Origin of the sequence: Serratia proteamaculans (assembly GCF_946227095.1) — a bacterium.
Taxonomy (GTDB): Bacteria; Pseudomonadota; Gammaproteobacteria; order Enterobacterales; family Enterobacteriaceae; genus Serratia; species Serratia proteamaculans_E.
In genome coordinates this window covers 108,691-126,579 of the sequence record NZ_CAMISV010000013.1, presented here as the reverse complement: position 1 = coordinate 126,579, position 17,889 = coordinate 108,691, and the positions used below count along the sequence as shown (strand labels likewise).

Below are 17,889 nucleotides of genomic sequence, written 5' to 3'. Positions count from 1 at the left end.
GCTGCTTTTTTGCATATATAACAGAGGATCCGCAGGATGAATAAGTGGGTAATGGCAGTGTCTGCGTTGGTGATCGCCGCCGGGTTGGCGGGATGTTCCAGCGATTACGTGATGGCGACTAAAGACGGCAATATGATCCTGACCCAGGGTAAACCGGAGATTGACAAGGATACCGGCCTGATCAGCTACAAAGATGAAAAAGGCAACAACCGCCAAATCAACGGCGATCAGGTTTCACAGGTTATCGAACGTTAATCCCCCATCGGCTATCCTGCGCGATAGCCTTCCTCGCACTGAATCCACTTCCCCCATCTTCCCGGCTTGGTTATAGTCGGCAAAGGCGATATCACCGCCTTGCAGGTTGTTTGCCACAGCCTGCCATTTGGCTCCTGTTTCACCGGGCGGTTCCGCCCGTTAGCGCTAACATGAAAGGAAGGCCGTTAATGCAATACCACCGTATTCCCCACAGTTCTTTAGAAGTGAGCGTGCTGGGACTGGGCACCATGACCTTTGGCGAACAGAACAGTGAAGCCGATGCCCATGCGCAACTCGACTATGCATTAGCCGCTGGCGTCAACCTGATCGATACCGCAGAGATGTACCCGGTCCCACCCCGTCCTGAAACCCAGGGGCTGACCGAACAATACATTGGCAGTTGGATCAAGGCACGCGGCAACCGTGAGAAGATAGTGCTGGCCAGCAAGATTGCCGGGCCGGTGCGTGGCACCGACAGCAGCATCCGTCCACAGCAGGCGCTGGATCGCAAAAATATCCGTGTCGCGCTGGATGCCAGCCTGAAACGACTCAACACCGATTATCTCGATCTCTACCAACTGCACTGGCCACAGCGTCCGACCAACTACTTCGGTAAGCTCAATTATCAATACACCGATGATAAAGCCACCGTGACCCTGCTGGAAACGTTGGAGGCGCTGACCGAACAGGTGCGTGCCGGTAAAATCCGCTATATCGGGGTGTCTAACGAAACGCCATGGGGCGTAATGCGTTACCTGCAACTGGCCGAAAAGCACGAGTTGCCACGCATCGTTTCAATTCAGAATCCCTACAGCCTGCTGAATCGCAGTTTTGAGATTGCCCTGGCAGAGATCAGCCAGCACGAAGGTGTCGAACTGCTGGCCTATTCCAGCCTGGCGTTCGGTACCCTGAGCGGCAAGTATCTGAACGGCGCCAAGCCGGCCGGTGCGCGCAATACGTTATTCACGCGCTTTAACCGCTACTCTGCGCCACAAACGCAGTTGGCGATTGCCGAGTATGTCGCGTTAGCCAACAAGCACGGGCTGGATCCTTCGCAGATGGCGCTGGCCTTTGTGCGCCAGCAACCCTTCGTTGCCAGTACCTTGCTGGGCGCGACCACGCTGGAACAACTGAAAACCAACATCGACAGTTTCGACGTGGTGTTGAATGAAGATGTGTTGCAGGGGCTGGAAGAGATCCATACCCGCTTTACCATTCCTGCGCCATAAACAAGATGGGGCGCCTGATCGCGCCCCATCCGTTATTTTGCCCGCCGCTGCGACAACCACAGTGCGCTAATCGCCAGTGCGAACACCACGCCAAAACCAATCCCCACGCCGACCACCGGCACGCTGATTTTTACCGCCAGAGAATACAACCCGAGCATCAGCAACATGGCGGTGTTCTCCCCCAGGTTCTGCACCGCGATCGCGTTCCCCGCCCCCACCGAGTTTTTGCCCCGCTCCTGCAATAGTGCGTTCAGCGGCACCACAAAGAAGCCGCCCAATACGCCGATAATCAGCAGCACTATATAAGCGTTAAACAGGGTGGTTTGCAGCGCGAATATTGCCACCGCTACGCCGATCAGGATCCCGGCAGGCATGCAACGCTTCACCGTCTCCAGCGTGACGAAGCGCGCGGCCGCACCGGCACCAATCACAATCCCGACCGCCACCATGGCATTGAGCAGCGTCGGCGTGGCGTTATCGGCGATACCGAGCGCTACCGGCACCCACAGCACCAACAGGAAGCGCAGCGTGACCCCGGCGCCCCAGAACAGGCTGGTGCCAATCAATGAGAAGCGTGTCTGGCCGTCGCGCCACAACACCACACAGGCGTTGAAGAAGGCCCGCGTCATGGCACGCGGCGTCCAGGAAACGGCAGGATGTGCCGCAGGCAAGCGCGGAATGTACAGGTTGGCAATCACCGCCGCCGCATAGACCACCGCACACACCGCCAACGCTGCCACGATATGCCAGTCGGCCAGTATGCCGCCGGCCACCGATCCGATCAGGATCGCGGCAATGGTGGAGGCCTCCATCAGGCCGTTGGCCTTGACCAGTTTTTCACCGCTGGTGATCTCGCCCAAAATACCGTACTTGGCGGGTGAATAGGCCGCGGCGCCAACGCCCACCAGGGTATAACCGAGGAACGGATTGAACCCGAAGCAGATCACCAACGCACCGGCCAGCTTCAGACCGTTGGCCACCATCATCACCCGCCCCTTGGCGAAGCTGTCAGCCACCTGGCCGACAAAAGGTGCGAGGATGATATAGGTGGCGACAAACGCCATCTGCAAAATCGGCTGGCTCCAGTCGGGGTAGAGCTGTTGCTTGATCAACGCCAGCGTGGCGAACAGCAGCGCGTTGTCGCCGAATGCGGACAGAAACTGGGCGCAAATCACCGCAATCATGCTGCGTGAGAGCAAGGGTGAATCAGTATTCAACGTCGGGTTCATCAGACAGTCTCCGGCTGTTCAGCCATGTTACGCAGGGTCACAAAGTCCGGTTTCCCGCTGCCGAGCACCGGTAAGGTTTTCAAAATACGGATATCACGCGGTACGGACAGCTCAGGGCTGCCCAATTCCCGCGCCACCTTCAACAAGGCCTCGCGGGTGATGCCGGCGTCGGTGGTAAACAGTACCAGCGCCTCACCTTTGCTGCTGTCGCTTTTCACCGTGGCGGCGTGCTGCCCCTCCGGTGCTACGCGCTGCGCCAGCAGCTCCACGCTTTCCAGCGAGACCATTTCACCCGCCAGTTTGGCAAAGCGCTTCACGCGACCGCGGATCACGCAGTACCCCTGCTCGTCCAATGTGACAATATCGCCGGTATCGTACCAGCCTGGCTGCAGGTTGCCGTGCTCATCCTCTGCCGCCGGGAGCTCCAGCTCGCCCGGACGTTCCACCCGCAGATAGCCTTTCATGATATTAGGCCCCTTCAACTGCAAGCGGCCGCCGTTATCGATACCCGGCACCTTCATCAACCGCGCCTCCATATTCGGCATGATACGGCCAACGGTGCCTACCTTGGCTGCCAGCGGCACGTTGATCGACACCACCGGCGCGCATTCGGTCACGCCATAGCCTTCCAGGATGCGGATGCCATATTTGTCCTGATAAATCTGTTTGGTGCTGTCCGCCAGCTTTTCCGCCCCGGCCACCACGTAGCGCAAACGAGCAAAATCATACGGGTGAGCAAAGCGGGCATAGTTATTGAGGAAAGTCGCGGTGCCGAACAGCACCGTGCAGTTGCGGTCATAAACCAGCTCCGGTACCACACGATAATGCAGCGGGCTGGGATAAAGGAAAATGCGACTGCCGGTCATCAGCGGGGTCAACAGCCCGACAGTCAGGCCAAACGAGTGGAACAGCGGCAGCGATGACATAAAGCGGTCACGCGGGGTGAAATCGGCGATGGTGCGGATCTGTTCAACGTTGGCCAGCAGGCTGGCGTGAGAATGCACGACGCCCTTCGGATTGCCCTCCGAGCCGGAGGTAAACAAGATCAGCGCCGCATCGTCCGGTTGCTGCGGCAGCATGGCGCGCGCCGGTTGGAACAGGTGACGCAGGATCCACAACTTGTCCGCCAGGGTAATCGTATCTTTCAGATCCTCCAGATACACCCAATTGGCCTCCGGCACCTGTTGTGGCAAATGCGTCAACTTGCCCTTTTCCAGAAACTGGCGCGAAGTGACGATGGTTTTGAGGCTGGCGGCGGTCATGGCGCTTTTCAGGCCTTTGGATCCGGCGGTGTAATTGAGCATCGCCGGAATGCGGTTGCGCAGTGAAGCGCCAAAAATAGCCGCGACGGTGATGGTCGCATTCGGTAATAACATACCGACATGCTCACCCTCGGCGGTAAAACGTTGCAGGATACGGCTGACGCCCAGCGCTTTCTTGGTCAGCGTCCGGTAGCTGTCTTCCTTGAAGTTAATATCCTCGATGCACGGCTGGTTACGGCCATAACGGTGCTGCGCCGCCAGCAGAGCCTGGAACAGGGTCTGCGGCTCGCGGGTATCCATCCGTGCCTTCATCATAATCTGGTGCAACCGGTCTCCGGCCAACGCACGGCGATCGCGGGCGCGCGGCGCTACCGGCATCGGCAGCGAGGTCGGCGGTAGAATACGGATGCTGATCTGCGGGAACCAGCGGATCTTGAACACCCCGGCCATGCGCCCAAAGGGGCTGAACTCGGCGCCATCCAGCCGTATCGGCACCAGAGTCGCTCCGGATTTGGCGGCGATAAACGCCGCACCGTCATAAACCTTCATCAGCGAACCGGTAACGGTGATACGCCCTTCAGGAAACACCACCACCGGCCGCCCCTGCTCTACCGTGCGCACCAGCTGTTTGATAGCCATGGGTTTGGTCGGATCGAGCGAGACAAAGTCGATATAGGGCCGCAGCCAGCGCATAAACCAGCGATCGCCAATGCTGGCATACACGGCAAACACCGGCTTGATCGGCAAAAACACCGCCAGCAAAACGCCGTCGAGGAAGGAGATATGATTGGGGGTAATCAGCAGCTTTTGCTGATCGAAATGTCGGACGTCGCCCTCGACACGTACCCGGTACAGCAGGCGGAACAGCACCCGCAGTATAGAAAAGATCATGCCCTTCTCCCTTTGGCCAAGATGAGCGTAAATGGTTGTAGGGAAAAGAATACTATATGGCAGGCAAAAAAAAACCTACGCATCCGCGTAGGTTGGTGCAATTGAAAATGGCTTCAACATACAGAGTATGCTGATTTCTCACCAATCAATACCTCTGGGATCACCTACTCTAGAGAGATGGCGATTAAGAAACTACCGGCCAATCGCAAGAGTTTTGCTCCAAATGCAACCAGCTGTAAATTTCCCGCAATTTACGGAAATAACTCAATGAAACTTAAACAGTCCTGGAGTCAATAAATACAAAATCGGATTTTGTGCAGGCGAGATGGCAAGGCGGCAGGCAAAAAAAAACCTACGCATCTGCGTAGGTTGGTGCAAATTAATATGGGTTCAACAAACAAGTTGCCGAAACTCACCAATCAATACCTCTGGGACGTTCAATTTACCCCGTGCCGGCAAAAGCCAGCCAGCAGGCAATCGCAACATTGAGGCGCAAAGTGTAACCAGGGGTGTAATTACCTATCGAACGCTCACTTCGACCAGGCAGCTCATGGCGTTCGGGCCCTGGGTTAACGGCGAGGTACCGATATCCAGCGTCAATACGTTCGGGTTGCCGGACTGCTCCACCTCCAGGCGCTGGGCGCCGAAACCCGGATCAAACCAGGCACCGGTGGCCATCAGTACCACGCCCCGGGTGACACCGTCAGTAAGAGAAACGCCTGCCAGACAGCGGCCACGCGCATTGCTGACCAGCACCTCAGTGCCATCGACAATACTGCGTTCTGCCGCATCTTGCGGATGCATATACAGCGTCTCGCGACCGGCGGTTTTATTGCCCTGCGCCAGCGGTGCCGGGTCCATCTGGCTGTGCAAACGGTCGCTCGGCTGGATGGAAATCAGGTGCAGCGGCCAATCTTTGGCCTGCGGCGCACCCAGCCATTCGGCCGGCGGCTGCCACTGCGGATGCGGTGCAAAATCAGCATAACCGTAGCCGGCGATTTTCTCGCTGAACAACTCAATCTTGCCGCTCGGGGTTTGCAACGGATTGGCCTGCGGATCAGCACGGAAGTCATCAAAGAACACGAACTCTTTCGCCGGTGCCGGCAGCTCGACATAGCCTTTGTGCCAGAAGTCCTCAAACTCGGGCCATTCCACGCCGGTGCCTGCCTGCGCCTGTCCGCACTGCTGATAGATCGATTCGATCCAGGCGCGTTCGTCGCGGTTTTCGGTGAATTGTTCGCGGTAACCGAGTCGCTCTGCCAGATCGGCAAAAATATCAAAGTCATTTCGCGCCTGATGCTGTGGCGCAATCGCCTGGTGCATCGCCAACACGTAGCGATCGCGCGATGAACCGCCGATATCGTTACGTTCCAGCGAGGTCGTGACCGGCAGCACGATATCCGCCATTTTGGCGGCCGGTGTCCACCAGATGTCCTGCACAATCACCGTATCCGGTTTCTGCCAGCCCTCCACCAGTCGGTTTAACTGTTGGTGGTGATGGAACGGATTGCCACCGGCCCAGTGCACCAGATGGATATCCGGATAGTGCCGCGTCTCGCCGCGGAACTGATAGGGTTCACCAGGTTGCAGCAACATGTCACAGATGCGCGCCACCGGGATAGCCAGCCCGCAAGGATTGGCCCCCACAGGCATCATTGGCCCCGGGGTATCCACGCGCGGGTTGCCGACGCCGTTCATTGAACCGTGCCCAAACGAGAAGCCGCCGCCCGGCAGCCCAACCTGACCGAGCATCGCCGACAGGGCAATCATCATCCAGTAGGGTTGTTCGCCACGGTGAGCGCGCTGAACGGAATAGGAACAAGTGATAAAGCTGCGCACGCCGATCAGTTGCTGCGCCAGCAAGCCGATGCGTGCCGCGGGGATGCCGGTGATCGCACTGGCCCACTCCGGCGTTTTTGCCACGCCGTCATCGGTGCCGCGCAGATAACTCGCCAGTTGGTCGTAACCGGCACAGTGGCTATAGAGGAATGCCTCGTCCTGCGCGCCCCGCCGCTGAATTTCATACGCCAACGCCAGCATCAGCGCCACATCGGTATTCGGACGGATTGGGATCCATTCGGCATTGACGAATGCCGGACAGTCATCACGCATCGGACTGATGTTGATCACCGGGGTGCCTTTCTGTACCAGCTTTTGCAGCCACGGCTTAAGTGAATGCTCCGCCGCACCGCCGGAGGACACCTGGGCATTTTTCAACGCCAGACCACCGAAAGCCACAAACAGTTCGCAGTGTTCGACCACGCTCGGCCAACTGGTGACGCGCCCGGTCAATGGGGTGAAGGTGCCAATCACATAAGGCAGGAAAAACTGCGCAGCCCCCCAGCTGTAGTTGCCCAACTGGTCAACACCGCCACCGCCGCCGAAATAAAAACGCCGCACCAGCGAACGCGCATGATGCAAACGCCCGGCGGATGACCAGCCATAAGAACCGGTAAACAGGCCTGAGGGGCCGTAGCGATCGCGCACGCGACGGTTTTCTTCCGCCACCAAATCGAGCGCCAAATCCCAGTCCACCTCGACAAAATCTTCGCGCCCCCGTAGCGTACGGTCACTGCCTTCACGCTTTTGCAGCCAGGAGCGACGCACGGCAGGTTTGCGGATGCGCTTGTCGGAATACGCCATAGGCGCGATGGAGGCGAGCATCGGGGAAGGATCCGGATCGTCGGCGAACGGCTCACAACGGATAAGCCTGCCGTCTTCAACCACGGCGGTATACGCCCCCCAGTGAGCGAGTTGAGGATAACGTTTAATCGACATGCGGTTCTCAAACAAAAGTAGATGCGCAAAAGTAACATTAGCCGACCTGTGCCGCCAAAGCACAAATGACTCTATTACTGACTGGTACAGGTCTAAGCGCACGATAAATCGCCCATATCTGCAACAGCCGCCACAAGTTGCGATCGCCAGCGCTTGCAGCCCCGCGTTTTTTCCGCAAAACTGAGGAATGTAAGCGATTACCCAGGATGTATGACAGATATGGCTACCATAAAGGATGTTGCCAGGCTGGCGGGTGTTTCCGTGGCCACGGTATCCCGCGTAATAAACAATTCCCCGAAGGCCAGCGAAGGCTCGCGCACTGCCGTGCAGGCCGCGATGGAACAACTGCAGTACCACCCAAACGCTAACGCCCGCGCGCTGGCGCAGCAATCCACCGAAACGCTCGGGCTGATCGTCTCCGACGTGTCCGATCCTTTTTTTGGTGCCATGGTCAAAGCGGTCGAACAGGTGGCCTACGCCACCCATAACTTCTTGCTGATTGGCAACGGTTACCATGAGGCGGAAAAAGAGCGTCAGGCGATTGAACAACTGGTACGCCATCGCTGTGCTGCGCTGGTGGTCCATGCCAAAAAACTGACCGACCGTGAGTTGAGTGGCTGGATGCAGCAAATCCCGGGGATGGTGCTGATTAACCGCACGCTGCCGGGCTTTGAATCACGCTGCGTAGCGCTGGACGACCGTTATGGTGCCTGGCTGGCGACCCGCCATCTGATCCAGCAGGGGCACCAGCGCATTGCCATCATTTGTTCCACCCACCAGATTTCCGACGCCACAGACCGCCTGCAGGGCTATCTTGATGCCTTGCAGGAGCATGGCATTGCGGTGGATGAAAAACTGATTGCCTACGGTGAGCCGGACGAAATCGGCGGTGAGCAAGCGATGACCGAACTGCTCGGGCGCGGCAAAAACTTTACGGCGGTGACCTGCTATAACGACTCAATGGCCGCCGGTGCTCTGTCGGTGCTGAGCGACAACAGTGTCGATGTTCCTGGCCAGATGTCGTTGATTGGTTTTGATGACGTGCTGATTTCACGCTACCTGCGGCCACGCCTGACCACCATTCGTTATCCGGTGGTGGCGATGGCGACCCAGGCAGCCGAACTGGCATTGGCGCTGGCCAACAACCAGCCACTGCCGGAGATCACCAATATGTTCAGTCCGACCCTGGTACGCCGCCATTCGGTGGCCAGCATCAATAACGTCTACGAGCAGAACTAATCCAGTTCCCGGTGATAGACTCGCACCGGGCGGTCGGGGTAATCCAGCGCGTCGCCGATGTAATGCCAGCCGTGGCGCTCGTAATAGCCGCTGAAGTCACTGTAGAGATACAGCTCGCTGAAACCGGCGCCCCGGCTGTAGTCCTGCACATGCTGCTGCAGCCGTAAACCCAGCCCGCTACCGCGTTGGCTTTCATCGACATACAACGCCGCCAGCCAGGGCGTCAGATCCTGGCGGCTGATCAAATCGCAGCGCCACAGGCCCACGGTGCCGACCAGTTTGTCGCCCAGCAGAGCAATAAAAGTGATGGGCAAATCCGCCCCACGCAGCCCACTGTCCACCACGCTGGCGAAAAATGCCCGGCTGCTTTCGCTACCAAAGGCGCGCCACTGCCAGTCGATCACCTGCTGTCGGTACTGTGGATAATCCGCCAGAAGCACAATGTTAATCATCTCCCCCCCTTTTTCCGTTGCCCGAGATCAGTCTACGGGCGTTTGCAGACAACGCAATCCCGGCGACAAAAAGCCACGCAGCCAAGGGCTAACCCTATGCTAGACTGAGCATTATTTGCCACAGCGGATGTTGAAAGGGGTAAGCCATTGATGATCACCATGTTGGATGTTTCCATTCGCGCTGGGGTCTCTAAGGCCACGGTCTCACGCGTGTTAAATGGCACCGGCCAGGTGAAAAAAAGCACCCGCGACGCGGTGTTCAAAGCGATGGACGACCTGGGTTACCGCCCGAATTTCCTCGCCCAATCGCTGGCGAATAAAAGCTCCAACAGCATTGGACTGGTAGTCTCCAACTTCGACGGCCCCTACTTCGGCCGCCTGCTGCGCAAAGCCGCCAAGCTGATCGAAGCCAGCGGCAAGCACCTGATTGTCACCGACGGCCACGACACGCCGGAAGACGAGCTACAGGCAGTGCAACTGTTGGCCGATCGCCGTTGTGACGCCATCATTCTGTATACCCGTTTTATGTCCGAATCTGCGCTGATGAACTTGCTGGGAAGCCTGCCGGTGCCGATCATGGTGATCAACCGCGATCTTCCGCAGGCACGCGAGCGCTGTGTGTTCTTCGAACAGCAGAGGGCCGCCTTCCACGCGGTGGATTATCTGATCCAGCAAGGGCACCGCGAGATCGCCTGTATTACCGGGCCGATCGCCACGCCCACCGCCCAGGCGCGGTTGGCGGGCTATCAGCAGGCGCTTGAGCATCATGAGATTGCCTTCGACGACGCCCGTGTAGCCTATGGCGATAGCAGCGTACAAAGCGGCTATCAGGGTGCCCGCAGTTTACTGGCCAGGGATAGCGGCTTTAGCGCACTGTTTGCCTGCAACGACGATATGGCGGTCGGCGCCATGAAGGCGCTGCACGATGCAGGTAAACGCCTGCCGCAGGATGTCTCCCTGTTTGGCTTTGACGACGAACCCAGCGCCGCCTATTTGCAACCTGCGCTGTCCACCGTTTATCTGCCGATCGACGTGATGATCGAAGCCGCCATCAGCCAGGCTTTCCGCCTGATTAAAGGGGAGAATATACAGCCACTCCCTCCTTTCACCGGTGAACTGCGGCTGCGTGAATCCGTGATGCCCGGCCCCTACGCCAACTGATCCCTTCGGGCGCTGACGCTGATTGCGCACCGCGCCGCATTTCCCCCACTACGATTTCCCTTGCCTGCCACTTAGCCGCATATTGTCACAATAATAGCCTTTACACTATATAGCACCCAAGCTATATTCGGAGCGTGACATGTGGCAGGTCGTAACCGTCGAGCGATTCGACAACTGGTTTTTATCATTAAACGCCGATGAACAAAAAAGCCTGTTGGTGGGCATCTTTAAACTACAGGAATTTGGCCCTTTGCTAGCGCGTCCACATGCCGACACGCTACACCACAACGGTCAAATACAGCATCTGAAAGAATTACGCATTCAGCATCGCGGTCGTCCGTTTCGGGTTTTCTTCGCCTTCGACCCACAACGACAAGCGGTCCTACTGTGCGGCGGCGACAAAACTGGCGACAAACGCTTCTATCAGCGGCTGTTGCCCATCGCTGCTAGTGAGTTTTCACATTATTTGGCAACCCAGAGGTAACGCATATGGCTAAGCCTTTAGCAAACCTGATCGAAAAGCTTGATCCCGCCGTGGTTGAAGCAGCGAGGCAAAAAGCGGACAAAGAAATTTTTGAATTGCGGCTGGCAATGCTGCGGGAAGAACTGGCGGTGTCCCAGGTGGAACTGGCGAAACGGCTGGGCATCAGCCAGCCTTCGGTCGCCAATCTGGAAAAGCGTGGTAGTGAAATTAAACTCTCTTCACTGAAGCGCTACATCGAAGCCATGGGCGGCACACTCTCGCTGGAGGTCCAACTGCCCAACGGTCAGCATCGGCGGATGACATTGTGAGACGGGCGCAGTATTAAACTGCGCCCGAAGCACTCAGATCAGTTCCAACGCAATCAGCTCTTCAATGGTCTGGCGGCGACGGATCAAACGAGGCTCGCCGTTCTCAAACAGCACTTCCGGCAGCAGCGGACGGCTGTTGTAGTTCGAAGACATCGATGCGCCATAAGCGCCGGTGTCATGGAACACCAGATAATCGCCGACCTGCACCGGCGGCAGTTCGCGGGTTTCAATACCACCACCGGCCTGCTGGGTAAAGACGTCACCGGATTCGCACAGCGGCCCGGCAATCACCGTATCGCGCAGCGGCAGGTTGGCAGTATCGCGGCCATCGGCCGGCAACAGAGAAATATGGTGGTAGCTGCCGTACATCGCCGGACGCATCAAATCGTTAAAGCCCGCGTCCACCAGCACGAAGTGGCGGCTGCCCATGTCTTTTACCGCGCGCACCTCAGCCACCAGCACCCCGGCTTCCGCCATCAGGAAGCGCCCAGGTTCAATTTCCAGACTGACCGGATGACCCAGGTGGGCGGCAATACGCTCGCGCGCACTGTTCCACAGGCCAAAATAGTGTTCGGTATCAATCGCCTCTTCGCCATATTGATACGGGATCGACAGGCCGCCACCGGCGGAGATTGCGCTGATGTCATGGCCCAGGTCGATCACCTGCTGCACCATGGCGTCACACACGCGCTCCAGATGCTGGTAATCCACACCCGAACCGATATGCATATGCACACCGATCAATTTCAGGCCGTACTGCTGAATTTTTTCCACTGCCTGCGGCAAATCGGCATACCAAATACCGTGCTTGCTGTTCTCACCGCCGGTATTGGTTTTCTGGCTGTGACCGTGGCCGAAGCCCGGGTTAATGCGTAGCCACACCGGGTGCCCGGCAGAAACCTGGCCCAGTTGCTCCAGCATGTCGATCGAACCAACATTGACCGGGATTTTCAATTCACTGACGCGCGCCAGCGTTGCATGATCCAATACGTCGGCGGTAAATACGATTTCGCTTGGCTCACCACCCGGCTGAAAACCGGCCTGCAGTGCACGTTCAATCTCCCCCAGCGACACCGAGTCCACCTTGACGCCCTGCTCACGCATCAGGCGCAGAATGTGAATATTCGAGCAGGCCTTCTGGGCAAAACGGATCACATCAAAATGACGCAGTTGGCTGATGCGCTCGCTAATGATAGCGGCGTCATAGGCCCATACCGGGCAACCAAAACGCTGAGGCAAGGCCAACAGGTTAGCGGCATTAAGAGCGGTAGTCGTATCGTGTAAAGCACGTGGCATGGTGGTATCCCTGAATAAAATTTAGTGACTCTAATACCCCAATATTGCCGCACTCTTTCTCAGGTGGAAAATATCTATTTAGCCAGAGTCTATTCATCTATGATATGGCTTTGCTCATTATGGACACTGCCGATGCACGCGATAACCCTGCGCCAGATTGAAATCTTCTATGCGGTGATGACCACCGGCAATCTGACCGAGGCCGCTGCGCTGCTGCAGACCTCGCAACCCACCGTCAGCCGTGAACTGGCGCGCTTCGAAAAGCTGATCCAACTGCAATTGTTCGAGCGGGTGCGTGGCCGGTTATCCCCGACGGTGCAGGGCCTGCGGCTGTTAGAGGAGGTGCAACGCTCCTATTACGGTCTGGATCGCATCGTCAATGCCGCCGCCGGTATCCGCCAGTTCCAACAGGCGCAGCTGTCAATTGCCTGCCTGCCGGTGTTCTCACAGTCACTGCTGCCCGCCGTGTGCAAACCCTTTATTGATCGCTATCCCGAAGTGAGTTTCAGCGTGATACCGCAGGAATCACCGCTGCTGGAGGAGTGGCTGTCGGCGCAGCGTCACGATTTGGGGCTGACGGAAAATACCCTGACCCCGGCGGGAACCGAGCGCATGACACTGATGACCTTGAACGAGGTCTGCGTGCTGCCGGCCGGGCATCCCTTGCTGGCAAAGGCGGTGCTGACACCGCAGGACTTTGCCGGGCAAAACTTTATCAGCCTGTCGAATACCGACAGTTACCGTCAACTGCTGGATTCGCTATTCAGTGAGGAAGGCGTTAACCGCCGTCTGGTGATGGAAACCCACAGCGCCGCGTCGGTCTGCGCCATGGTTAAAGCCGGTGTGGGTGTGTCTATCGTTAACCCGCTGACGGCGCTCGATTACGCCAGTGATGGCCTGCACGTGCGACCCTTCAGCGTTGAAGTGCCCTTTACCGTCAGTCTGATCCGGCCGCTGCACCGCCCATCGTCGGCGCTGGTCACGGCCTTTACTCAGCACTTGCAGCAGCAGGCGCAGACACTCCCCGCCCGCCTGGCTGCGGTAATTACACGCTAGCCGGGCGCTTGGCGCGGCTGAAGGTCACCATGCAGAGCAGCAGCCCCAGCAGCGCAATCCCCGCAGCGGCCAGCGGTACGCTGGTCAAGCCCAGCCCCTGCGCAATCACCACGCCACCGACCCAGGCACCAATGGCATTACCGACGTTAAAGGCGGCAATGTTCAGCGTAGAGACCAGGTTAGGGGCCTTTTTACCGTAGGTCACCACGTTGATCTGCAACGCCGGTACGGCGGCAAACGCGGCGGCGGCCCACAGGAACAGGGTGATCTCCGCCGGGACCATCGAATGGCTGGTCCAACTGAACAACGCAGCAAAGCAGGCGATCACCAGGAAAGTACAGGTCAGCGTCAGCGGCAAGCGCCAGTCTGCCAGACGACCGCCCAGGATATTCCCCAGCGTCAGACCTACCCCCATCAGCAGCAGCGTCCAGCTCACCCCATGCGAAGAAACGCCAGTTACTTCGGTCAGCAATGGCGCAATGTAGGTAAACAGGGCGAACATCGATGCGGCAAAGGCCACGGTCATCAGCAGCGAAAGCCAGATGCCAGCGCCACGCAGCGCCGCCAGTTCTTTTTTCAGGTCGGTCGGTGCCTCATCCTTCACCGTGGGCAGCTTGCTATACAGCGCCAGCAGGGAGAACACACCGATCACCGCCACCGCCCAGAACGTCGAGCGCCAGCCCAGTGCCTGTCCCAACGCGGTACCGAGCGGCACCCCCAGCACGTTAGCCAGCGTCAGGCCGGTGAACATCAGCGCCACGGCAGAGGCCCGACGGTTTGGCGGAACCAGATTGGCCGCCACCACGGCACCAATGCCAAAGAACGCACCGTGACACAGGGCGGTGATAATACGTGCCAGCATCAGGAAGTCGTAGCTGTAACCCAGGGCGCACATAATATTGCCGAAGATGAAAATCACCATCAGCAATAACAGGGTCTTTTTACGCGGTAGCTTCGCCGTCAACAGCGCCATGATCGGTGCGCCGATAGCCACGCCAAGCGCATAGCCGCTGATCAACCAGCCGGCAGAAGGAATAGAAACCTGCAGATCTCTGGCGACCTCAGGCAGCAACCCCATAATCACGAACTCGGTGGTGCCGATAGCAAATGCACTTAATGCCAGTGCGAGCAGAGAAACAGGCATGCGTAACGCTCCCAATTAACAAAGCCCCGGCGTCAGGCGCGTGAGGCCGATAAAAACACACGAAATTATCGGGCAACCTGACAGGCTGCCCGTGAAAAAGGTCAGAGAGGGTGTTCCAAGAGCTAGGAAAATGTATTTAACCCTATAATTATTAAGTCTTATTCACTCTTTTCACGTTACAGAAATTACACCTCGTCCCACGAGTTAACCAGTGAGAAAGCCAGAATAGCGCACAAAAAGCCCCCATGAGCCGGCTAACCGCTTGAATGCGCTACCGATGAAAAATGTGTGAAAATGTTACTGCTGTGTTAACGATATCAGCGCAGCGTCGCCCGCCAGTCAGCATCGGTGGCAAACCACTCAACCAAAAAGTCCAACATGGTTCTCAGGGTCGCCGGCATCTGTCGGCGTGAAGTATAAATGCCGTAAATGCCCATCGACTGAGGCCGATACTCCGGCATCAATTCAATCAGCTCACCACTGGCCAGCAGCGGTGCCGCCGAATAGTAAGGTTGCATCGAAATACCCGCCCCCTGCACCGTACCCGCCATCAACACCACCGACTCATTGGCACTCAGGTTGCCGCTGACCGCGACCGCCGACTTCACCCCCTGGTGATCAAAATGCCACAGGCTTTTACCGAAGTAGGAATAGGTCAGGCAGTTGTGTAACGCCAGATCCTGCGGATGACGTGGTGTGCCATGCACCGCCAGATAAGCCGGAGAAGCGCAGATCACCGAGGCGCAGGAGGACAAGGGGCGGGCGATCAGATTGGGATCCAGCTCATTGGTAATTCGCAGCGCCAGGTCGATACGCTCTTCCACCAGATTCACCGTGCGATTATTCATCTGCAGATCCACCGCGACCTGTGGATGGCGCTTTAGATATTGCGCTACCGCGCCCACCAATACCGTCTGGCCCAGGGATTGTGAGCAGGTGATACGCAGCAGGCCACGCAGTTCATCGCTCTGCTCCCCTTCGACCAAATCAATCTCGCCCGCCAGCGCCAGCATCTGCCGACAACGCTCCAGAGTACGCTCACCGGCGTCAGTCAGACTAAGCTTACGGGTAGTGCGATGCAGTAAACGTGCACCGGCCCATTGCTCCATCTGAGCCAGATAGCGCGTCACCATGGCTCGTGACATTTCCAACGTTTCCGCTGCCGCAATCATGCTGCCACGGTCAACGATGGTGATAAAAACCTCAGCTGCGGTAATGCGATCCATGATTCGTCCGATTTACGCAATGAATAATTGCTCATTATCCGGTTTTTCTATCGCTTTATGCAACCTAACATCTACTCAACATTTAATCTAATCGCTACCCAAGGACCTCTGCCCATGTTTAACAAATCATTACTGACCCTGGCCTTCGCCAGCATCACTACCTTTAGCGCTTACGCCACTGCGGCTAACACTCTTACCATGGAAGTGTACAACCCAGGTGAGAAAAGCGTTTTCCCGGTGTCCTCTGAAATCATCAGCGGCAAGCACGAAGTGGCACTGATCGACGCCCAGTTCCAGCGTAATGACGCTGAAGAGTTGGTGAAGAAGATCAAGGCGACCGGCAAAAAGCTGACCACCGTTTATATCAGCCATTCAGATCCGGATTTCTACTTCGGTCTGGACGTGATTAAAGCCGCTTTCCCACAGGCAAAAATCATCGCCTCCCCAGGCACCATCGAAGAAATCAACGCAACTAAAGACGGCAAAGTGGCCTACTGGGGTCCAATCCTGAAAGACAACGCACCGAAAGCGGTGGTGGTCCCACAGGCGTTGCAGGGTGACAGCTTTACCGTTGACGGCCAGAAAGTCGAAGTGAAAGGCCTGACCGGTCCAACTCCGGATCGCACCTATGTGTGGATCCCGGCGCTGAAAGCGGTAGTGGGCGGTGTTCCGGTCGCGGGCGACAATATCCATCCGTGGGTTGCCGATAACCAGACCGTTGAATCACGCGCACACTGGCAGCAAACGCTGGAAGGCATCAAGGCATTGAAACCGAAAGTCGTTGTCCCGGGCCATTTCCTGCCGGGTGCCGACCAGACGCTGAAATCCGTTACCTTTACCCAGAACTACCTGACCACGCTGGAGGCTGAATTGCCGAAGGCCAAAGATTCTGCGGCACTGGTGGCGGCAATGAAAAAGCACTACCCGAACCTGAAAGATGAATCCAGCCTGGAACTGAGCGCCAAAGTGCTGAAAGGCGAAATGAAGTGGCCGCAATAAGCCTGCCTATACCCTATGAATTTCAAGTTGCGGCTAGGCGCCCAGCTCGCTCACCCCAGGCGCTTACTTCAGTAAGTAACTGGGGTGAGCGAGTGCAGGTAACAACGCTGCAACTTGAAAGGCGACGGGTATAAACCCACAGATTAAAGCGTTACTGCCACCCGCCCTTGAAAGGGGGCGGGGTTAACGAGGAATAATGATGACCGGTACGACTCTGCATTACATTTTCGATCCGCTGTGTGGCTGGTGTTATGGCGCAGCCCCCTTGGTGAAGGCGGCCAAAACCATTCCAGGGCTGAACATCGCCCTGCACGCCGGTGGCATGATGACCGGTAACAACCGCCGCCAAATCACGGACGAATGGCGTAATTATGTTATCCCGCATGACAAGCGTATTGCGGAGTTAACCGGACAGACCTTTGGTGAAGCCTATTTCAATGGGCTGCTGCGTGATACCACGGCGATCATGGATTCTGAGCCGCCGATTACCGCGATTCTGGCCGCTCAGGCGCTGGCAGGACGTGGGCTGGATATGCTGCACCGCATTCAGGAAGCGCATTATCAGGAAGGTCGACGCATCGCCGATACGCCGGTGCTGGAAGCCCTGGCGAAAGAGCTGGGCCTGGCTTCTGCCCCGTTCATCGCCGAGATGCGCTTTAACGCCGGTGCACCGACCGCGCAGCACATCGCCCAAAGCCGGGCGCTGCTGGCCAAAGTTCAGGGCCAGGGCTTCCCGACCTTCGCACTGGAAGACAGTGAGGGCCAGCTGCGCCAGATCCCGGCGGGCAACTATCTGGGTAATGTTGAAGCCTGGAAAGAGTTATTGAGCGGTGCCGCCACCTGGGCGTAATACCTGTGACAGTACCCGGCATTCAGGATA

At 57.4% G+C, this 17,889-nt stretch carries 16 protein-coding genes; 9 read left to right on the top strand and 7 right to left on the bottom strand.

What is annotated here, in order from left to right:
* Positions 1-36 precede the first annotated feature (36 nt).
* Together OC597_RS21995 and OC597_RS21990 are read left to right on the top strand one after the other, a co-directional pair.
* Positions 37-255, top strand: coding sequence for a YgdI/YgdR family lipoprotein (locus OC597_RS21995; RefSeq protein ID WP_085118590.1), 219 nt, complete (start codon positions 37-39; stop codon positions 253-255).
* Between the two features lie 188 nt (positions 256-443).
* Positions 444-1,484, top strand: coding sequence for an NADP(H)-dependent aldo-keto reductase (locus tag OC597_RS21990; protein ID WP_261285204.1), 1,041 nt, complete (start codon positions 444-446; stop codon positions 1,482-1,484).
* A 32-nt stretch (positions 1,485-1,516) separates the two neighbouring features.
* Here the strand turns inward: OC597_RS21990 and lplT are convergent, their stop codons facing one another.
* The 3 genes from lplT to OC597_RS21975 form a co-directional block, all read right to left on the bottom strand.
* Complete coding sequence (lplT, locus tag OC597_RS21985) at positions 1,517-2,713, bottom strand: lysophospholipid transporter LplT (protein ID WP_261285205.1); 1,197 nt, start codon at positions 2,711-2,713, stop codon at positions 1,517-1,519.
* A complete protein-coding gene (aas, locus tag OC597_RS21980; RefSeq protein ID WP_261258601.1) occupies positions 2,713-4,866 on the bottom strand; it encodes a bifunctional acyl-ACP--phospholipid O-acyltransferase/long-chain-fatty-acid--ACP ligase in 2,154 nt (717 codons plus the stop codon). Before aas ends, lplT begins: the two co-directional genes overlap by 1 nt.
* A 519-nt stretch (positions 4,867-5,385) precedes the next feature.
* Entirely contained in the window at positions 5,386-7,644 is a 2,259-nt protein-coding gene (locus OC597_RS21975; protein ID WP_261285206.1) for a molybdopterin guanine dinucleotide-containing S/N-oxide reductase, read from the bottom strand.
* Positions 7,645-7,863: 219 nt separating this feature from the next.
* On the opposite strand from OC597_RS21975, the gene galR reads away from it, so the two are divergent.
* Complete coding sequence (gene galR, locus OC597_RS21970; RefSeq protein WP_261258604.1) at positions 7,864-8,883, top strand: HTH-type transcriptional regulator GalR; 1,020 nt, start codon at positions 7,864-7,866, stop codon at positions 8,881-8,883.
* Here galR and OC597_RS21965 read toward each other — a convergent pair.
* Positions 8,880-9,335 (bottom strand): GNAT family N-acetyltransferase, encoded by a 456-nt coding sequence (locus OC597_RS21965; RefSeq protein ID WP_207979396.1) that lies wholly within the window; start codon positions 9,333-9,335, stop codon positions 8,880-8,882. The genes galR and OC597_RS21965 overlap by 4 nt on opposite strands.
* 150 nt (positions 9,336-9,485) lie before the next feature.
* Here OC597_RS21965 and OC597_RS21960 point away from each other — a divergent pair, with 150 nt between their 5' ends.
* The 3 genes from OC597_RS21960 (at position 9,486) to OC597_RS21950 (ending at position 11,288) form a co-directional block, all read left to right on the top strand.
* Entirely contained in the window at positions 9,486-10,496 is a 1,011-nt protein-coding gene (locus OC597_RS21960) for a LacI family DNA-binding transcriptional regulator (RefSeq protein WP_261285207.1), read from the top strand.
* A 139-nt stretch (positions 10,497-10,635) separates the two neighbouring features.
* Positions 10,636-10,980 carry a type II toxin-antitoxin system RelE/ParE family toxin gene (locus OC597_RS21955; RefSeq protein ID WP_085118625.1) on the top strand — a complete coding sequence of 115 codons (345 nt, stop codon included), beginning with the start codon at positions 10,636-10,638 and terminating at the stop codon, positions 10,978-10,980.
* A gap of 5 nt (positions 10,981-10,985) precedes the next feature.
* Complete coding sequence (locus OC597_RS21950) at positions 10,986-11,288, top strand: helix-turn-helix domain-containing protein (protein ID WP_085118626.1); 303 nt, start codon at positions 10,986-10,988, stop codon at positions 11,286-11,288.
* Between the two features lie 33 nt (positions 11,289-11,321).
* Here OC597_RS21950 and lysA read toward each other — a convergent pair whose 3' ends face one another.
* A complete protein-coding gene (gene lysA, locus OC597_RS21945) occupies positions 11,322-12,584 on the bottom strand; it encodes a diaminopimelate decarboxylase (protein WP_261258610.1) in 1,263 nt (420 codons plus the stop codon).
* 132 nt (positions 12,585-12,716) lie between these two features.
* Here lysA and OC597_RS21940 point away from each other — a divergent pair, with 132 nt between their 5' ends.
* Positions 12,717-13,640: a LysR family transcriptional regulator gene (locus OC597_RS21940; protein ID WP_261425266.1), complete on the top strand. Its 924-nt coding sequence runs from the start codon at positions 12,717-12,719 to the stop codon at positions 13,638-13,640.
* Here OC597_RS21940 and OC597_RS21935 read toward each other — a convergent pair.
* Both OC597_RS21935 and OC597_RS21930 read right to left on the bottom strand, forming a co-directional pair.
* Positions 13,630-14,784, bottom strand: a complete 1,155-nt coding sequence (locus OC597_RS21935) for an MFS transporter (protein WP_099063793.1) — start codon at positions 14,782-14,784, stop codon at positions 13,630-13,632. The genes OC597_RS21940 and OC597_RS21935 overlap by 11 nt on opposite strands.
* A gap of 317 nt (positions 14,785-15,101) precedes the next feature.
* The gene (locus OC597_RS21930) at positions 15,102-16,010 is read right to left on the bottom strand and encodes a LysR family transcriptional regulator (protein ID WP_261258613.1); all 909 of its coding nucleotides are present in this window, start codon (positions 16,008-16,010) and stop codon (positions 15,102-15,104) included.
* A gap of 114 nt (positions 16,011-16,124) precedes the next feature.
* On the opposite strand from OC597_RS21930, the gene OC597_RS21925 reads away from it, so the two are divergent.
* Both OC597_RS21925 and OC597_RS21920 read left to right on the top strand, forming a co-directional pair.
* Complete coding sequence (locus tag OC597_RS21925) at positions 16,125-17,009, top strand: MBL fold metallo-hydrolase (protein ID WP_261258615.1); 885 nt, start codon at positions 16,125-16,127, stop codon at positions 17,007-17,009.
* A gap of 199 nt (positions 17,010-17,208) precedes the next feature.
* Positions 17,209-17,859 (top strand): DsbA family protein, encoded by a 651-nt coding sequence (locus tag OC597_RS21920; RefSeq protein WP_112347254.1) that lies wholly within the window; start codon positions 17,209-17,211, stop codon positions 17,857-17,859.
* Positions 17,860-17,889 lie beyond the last annotated feature (30 nt).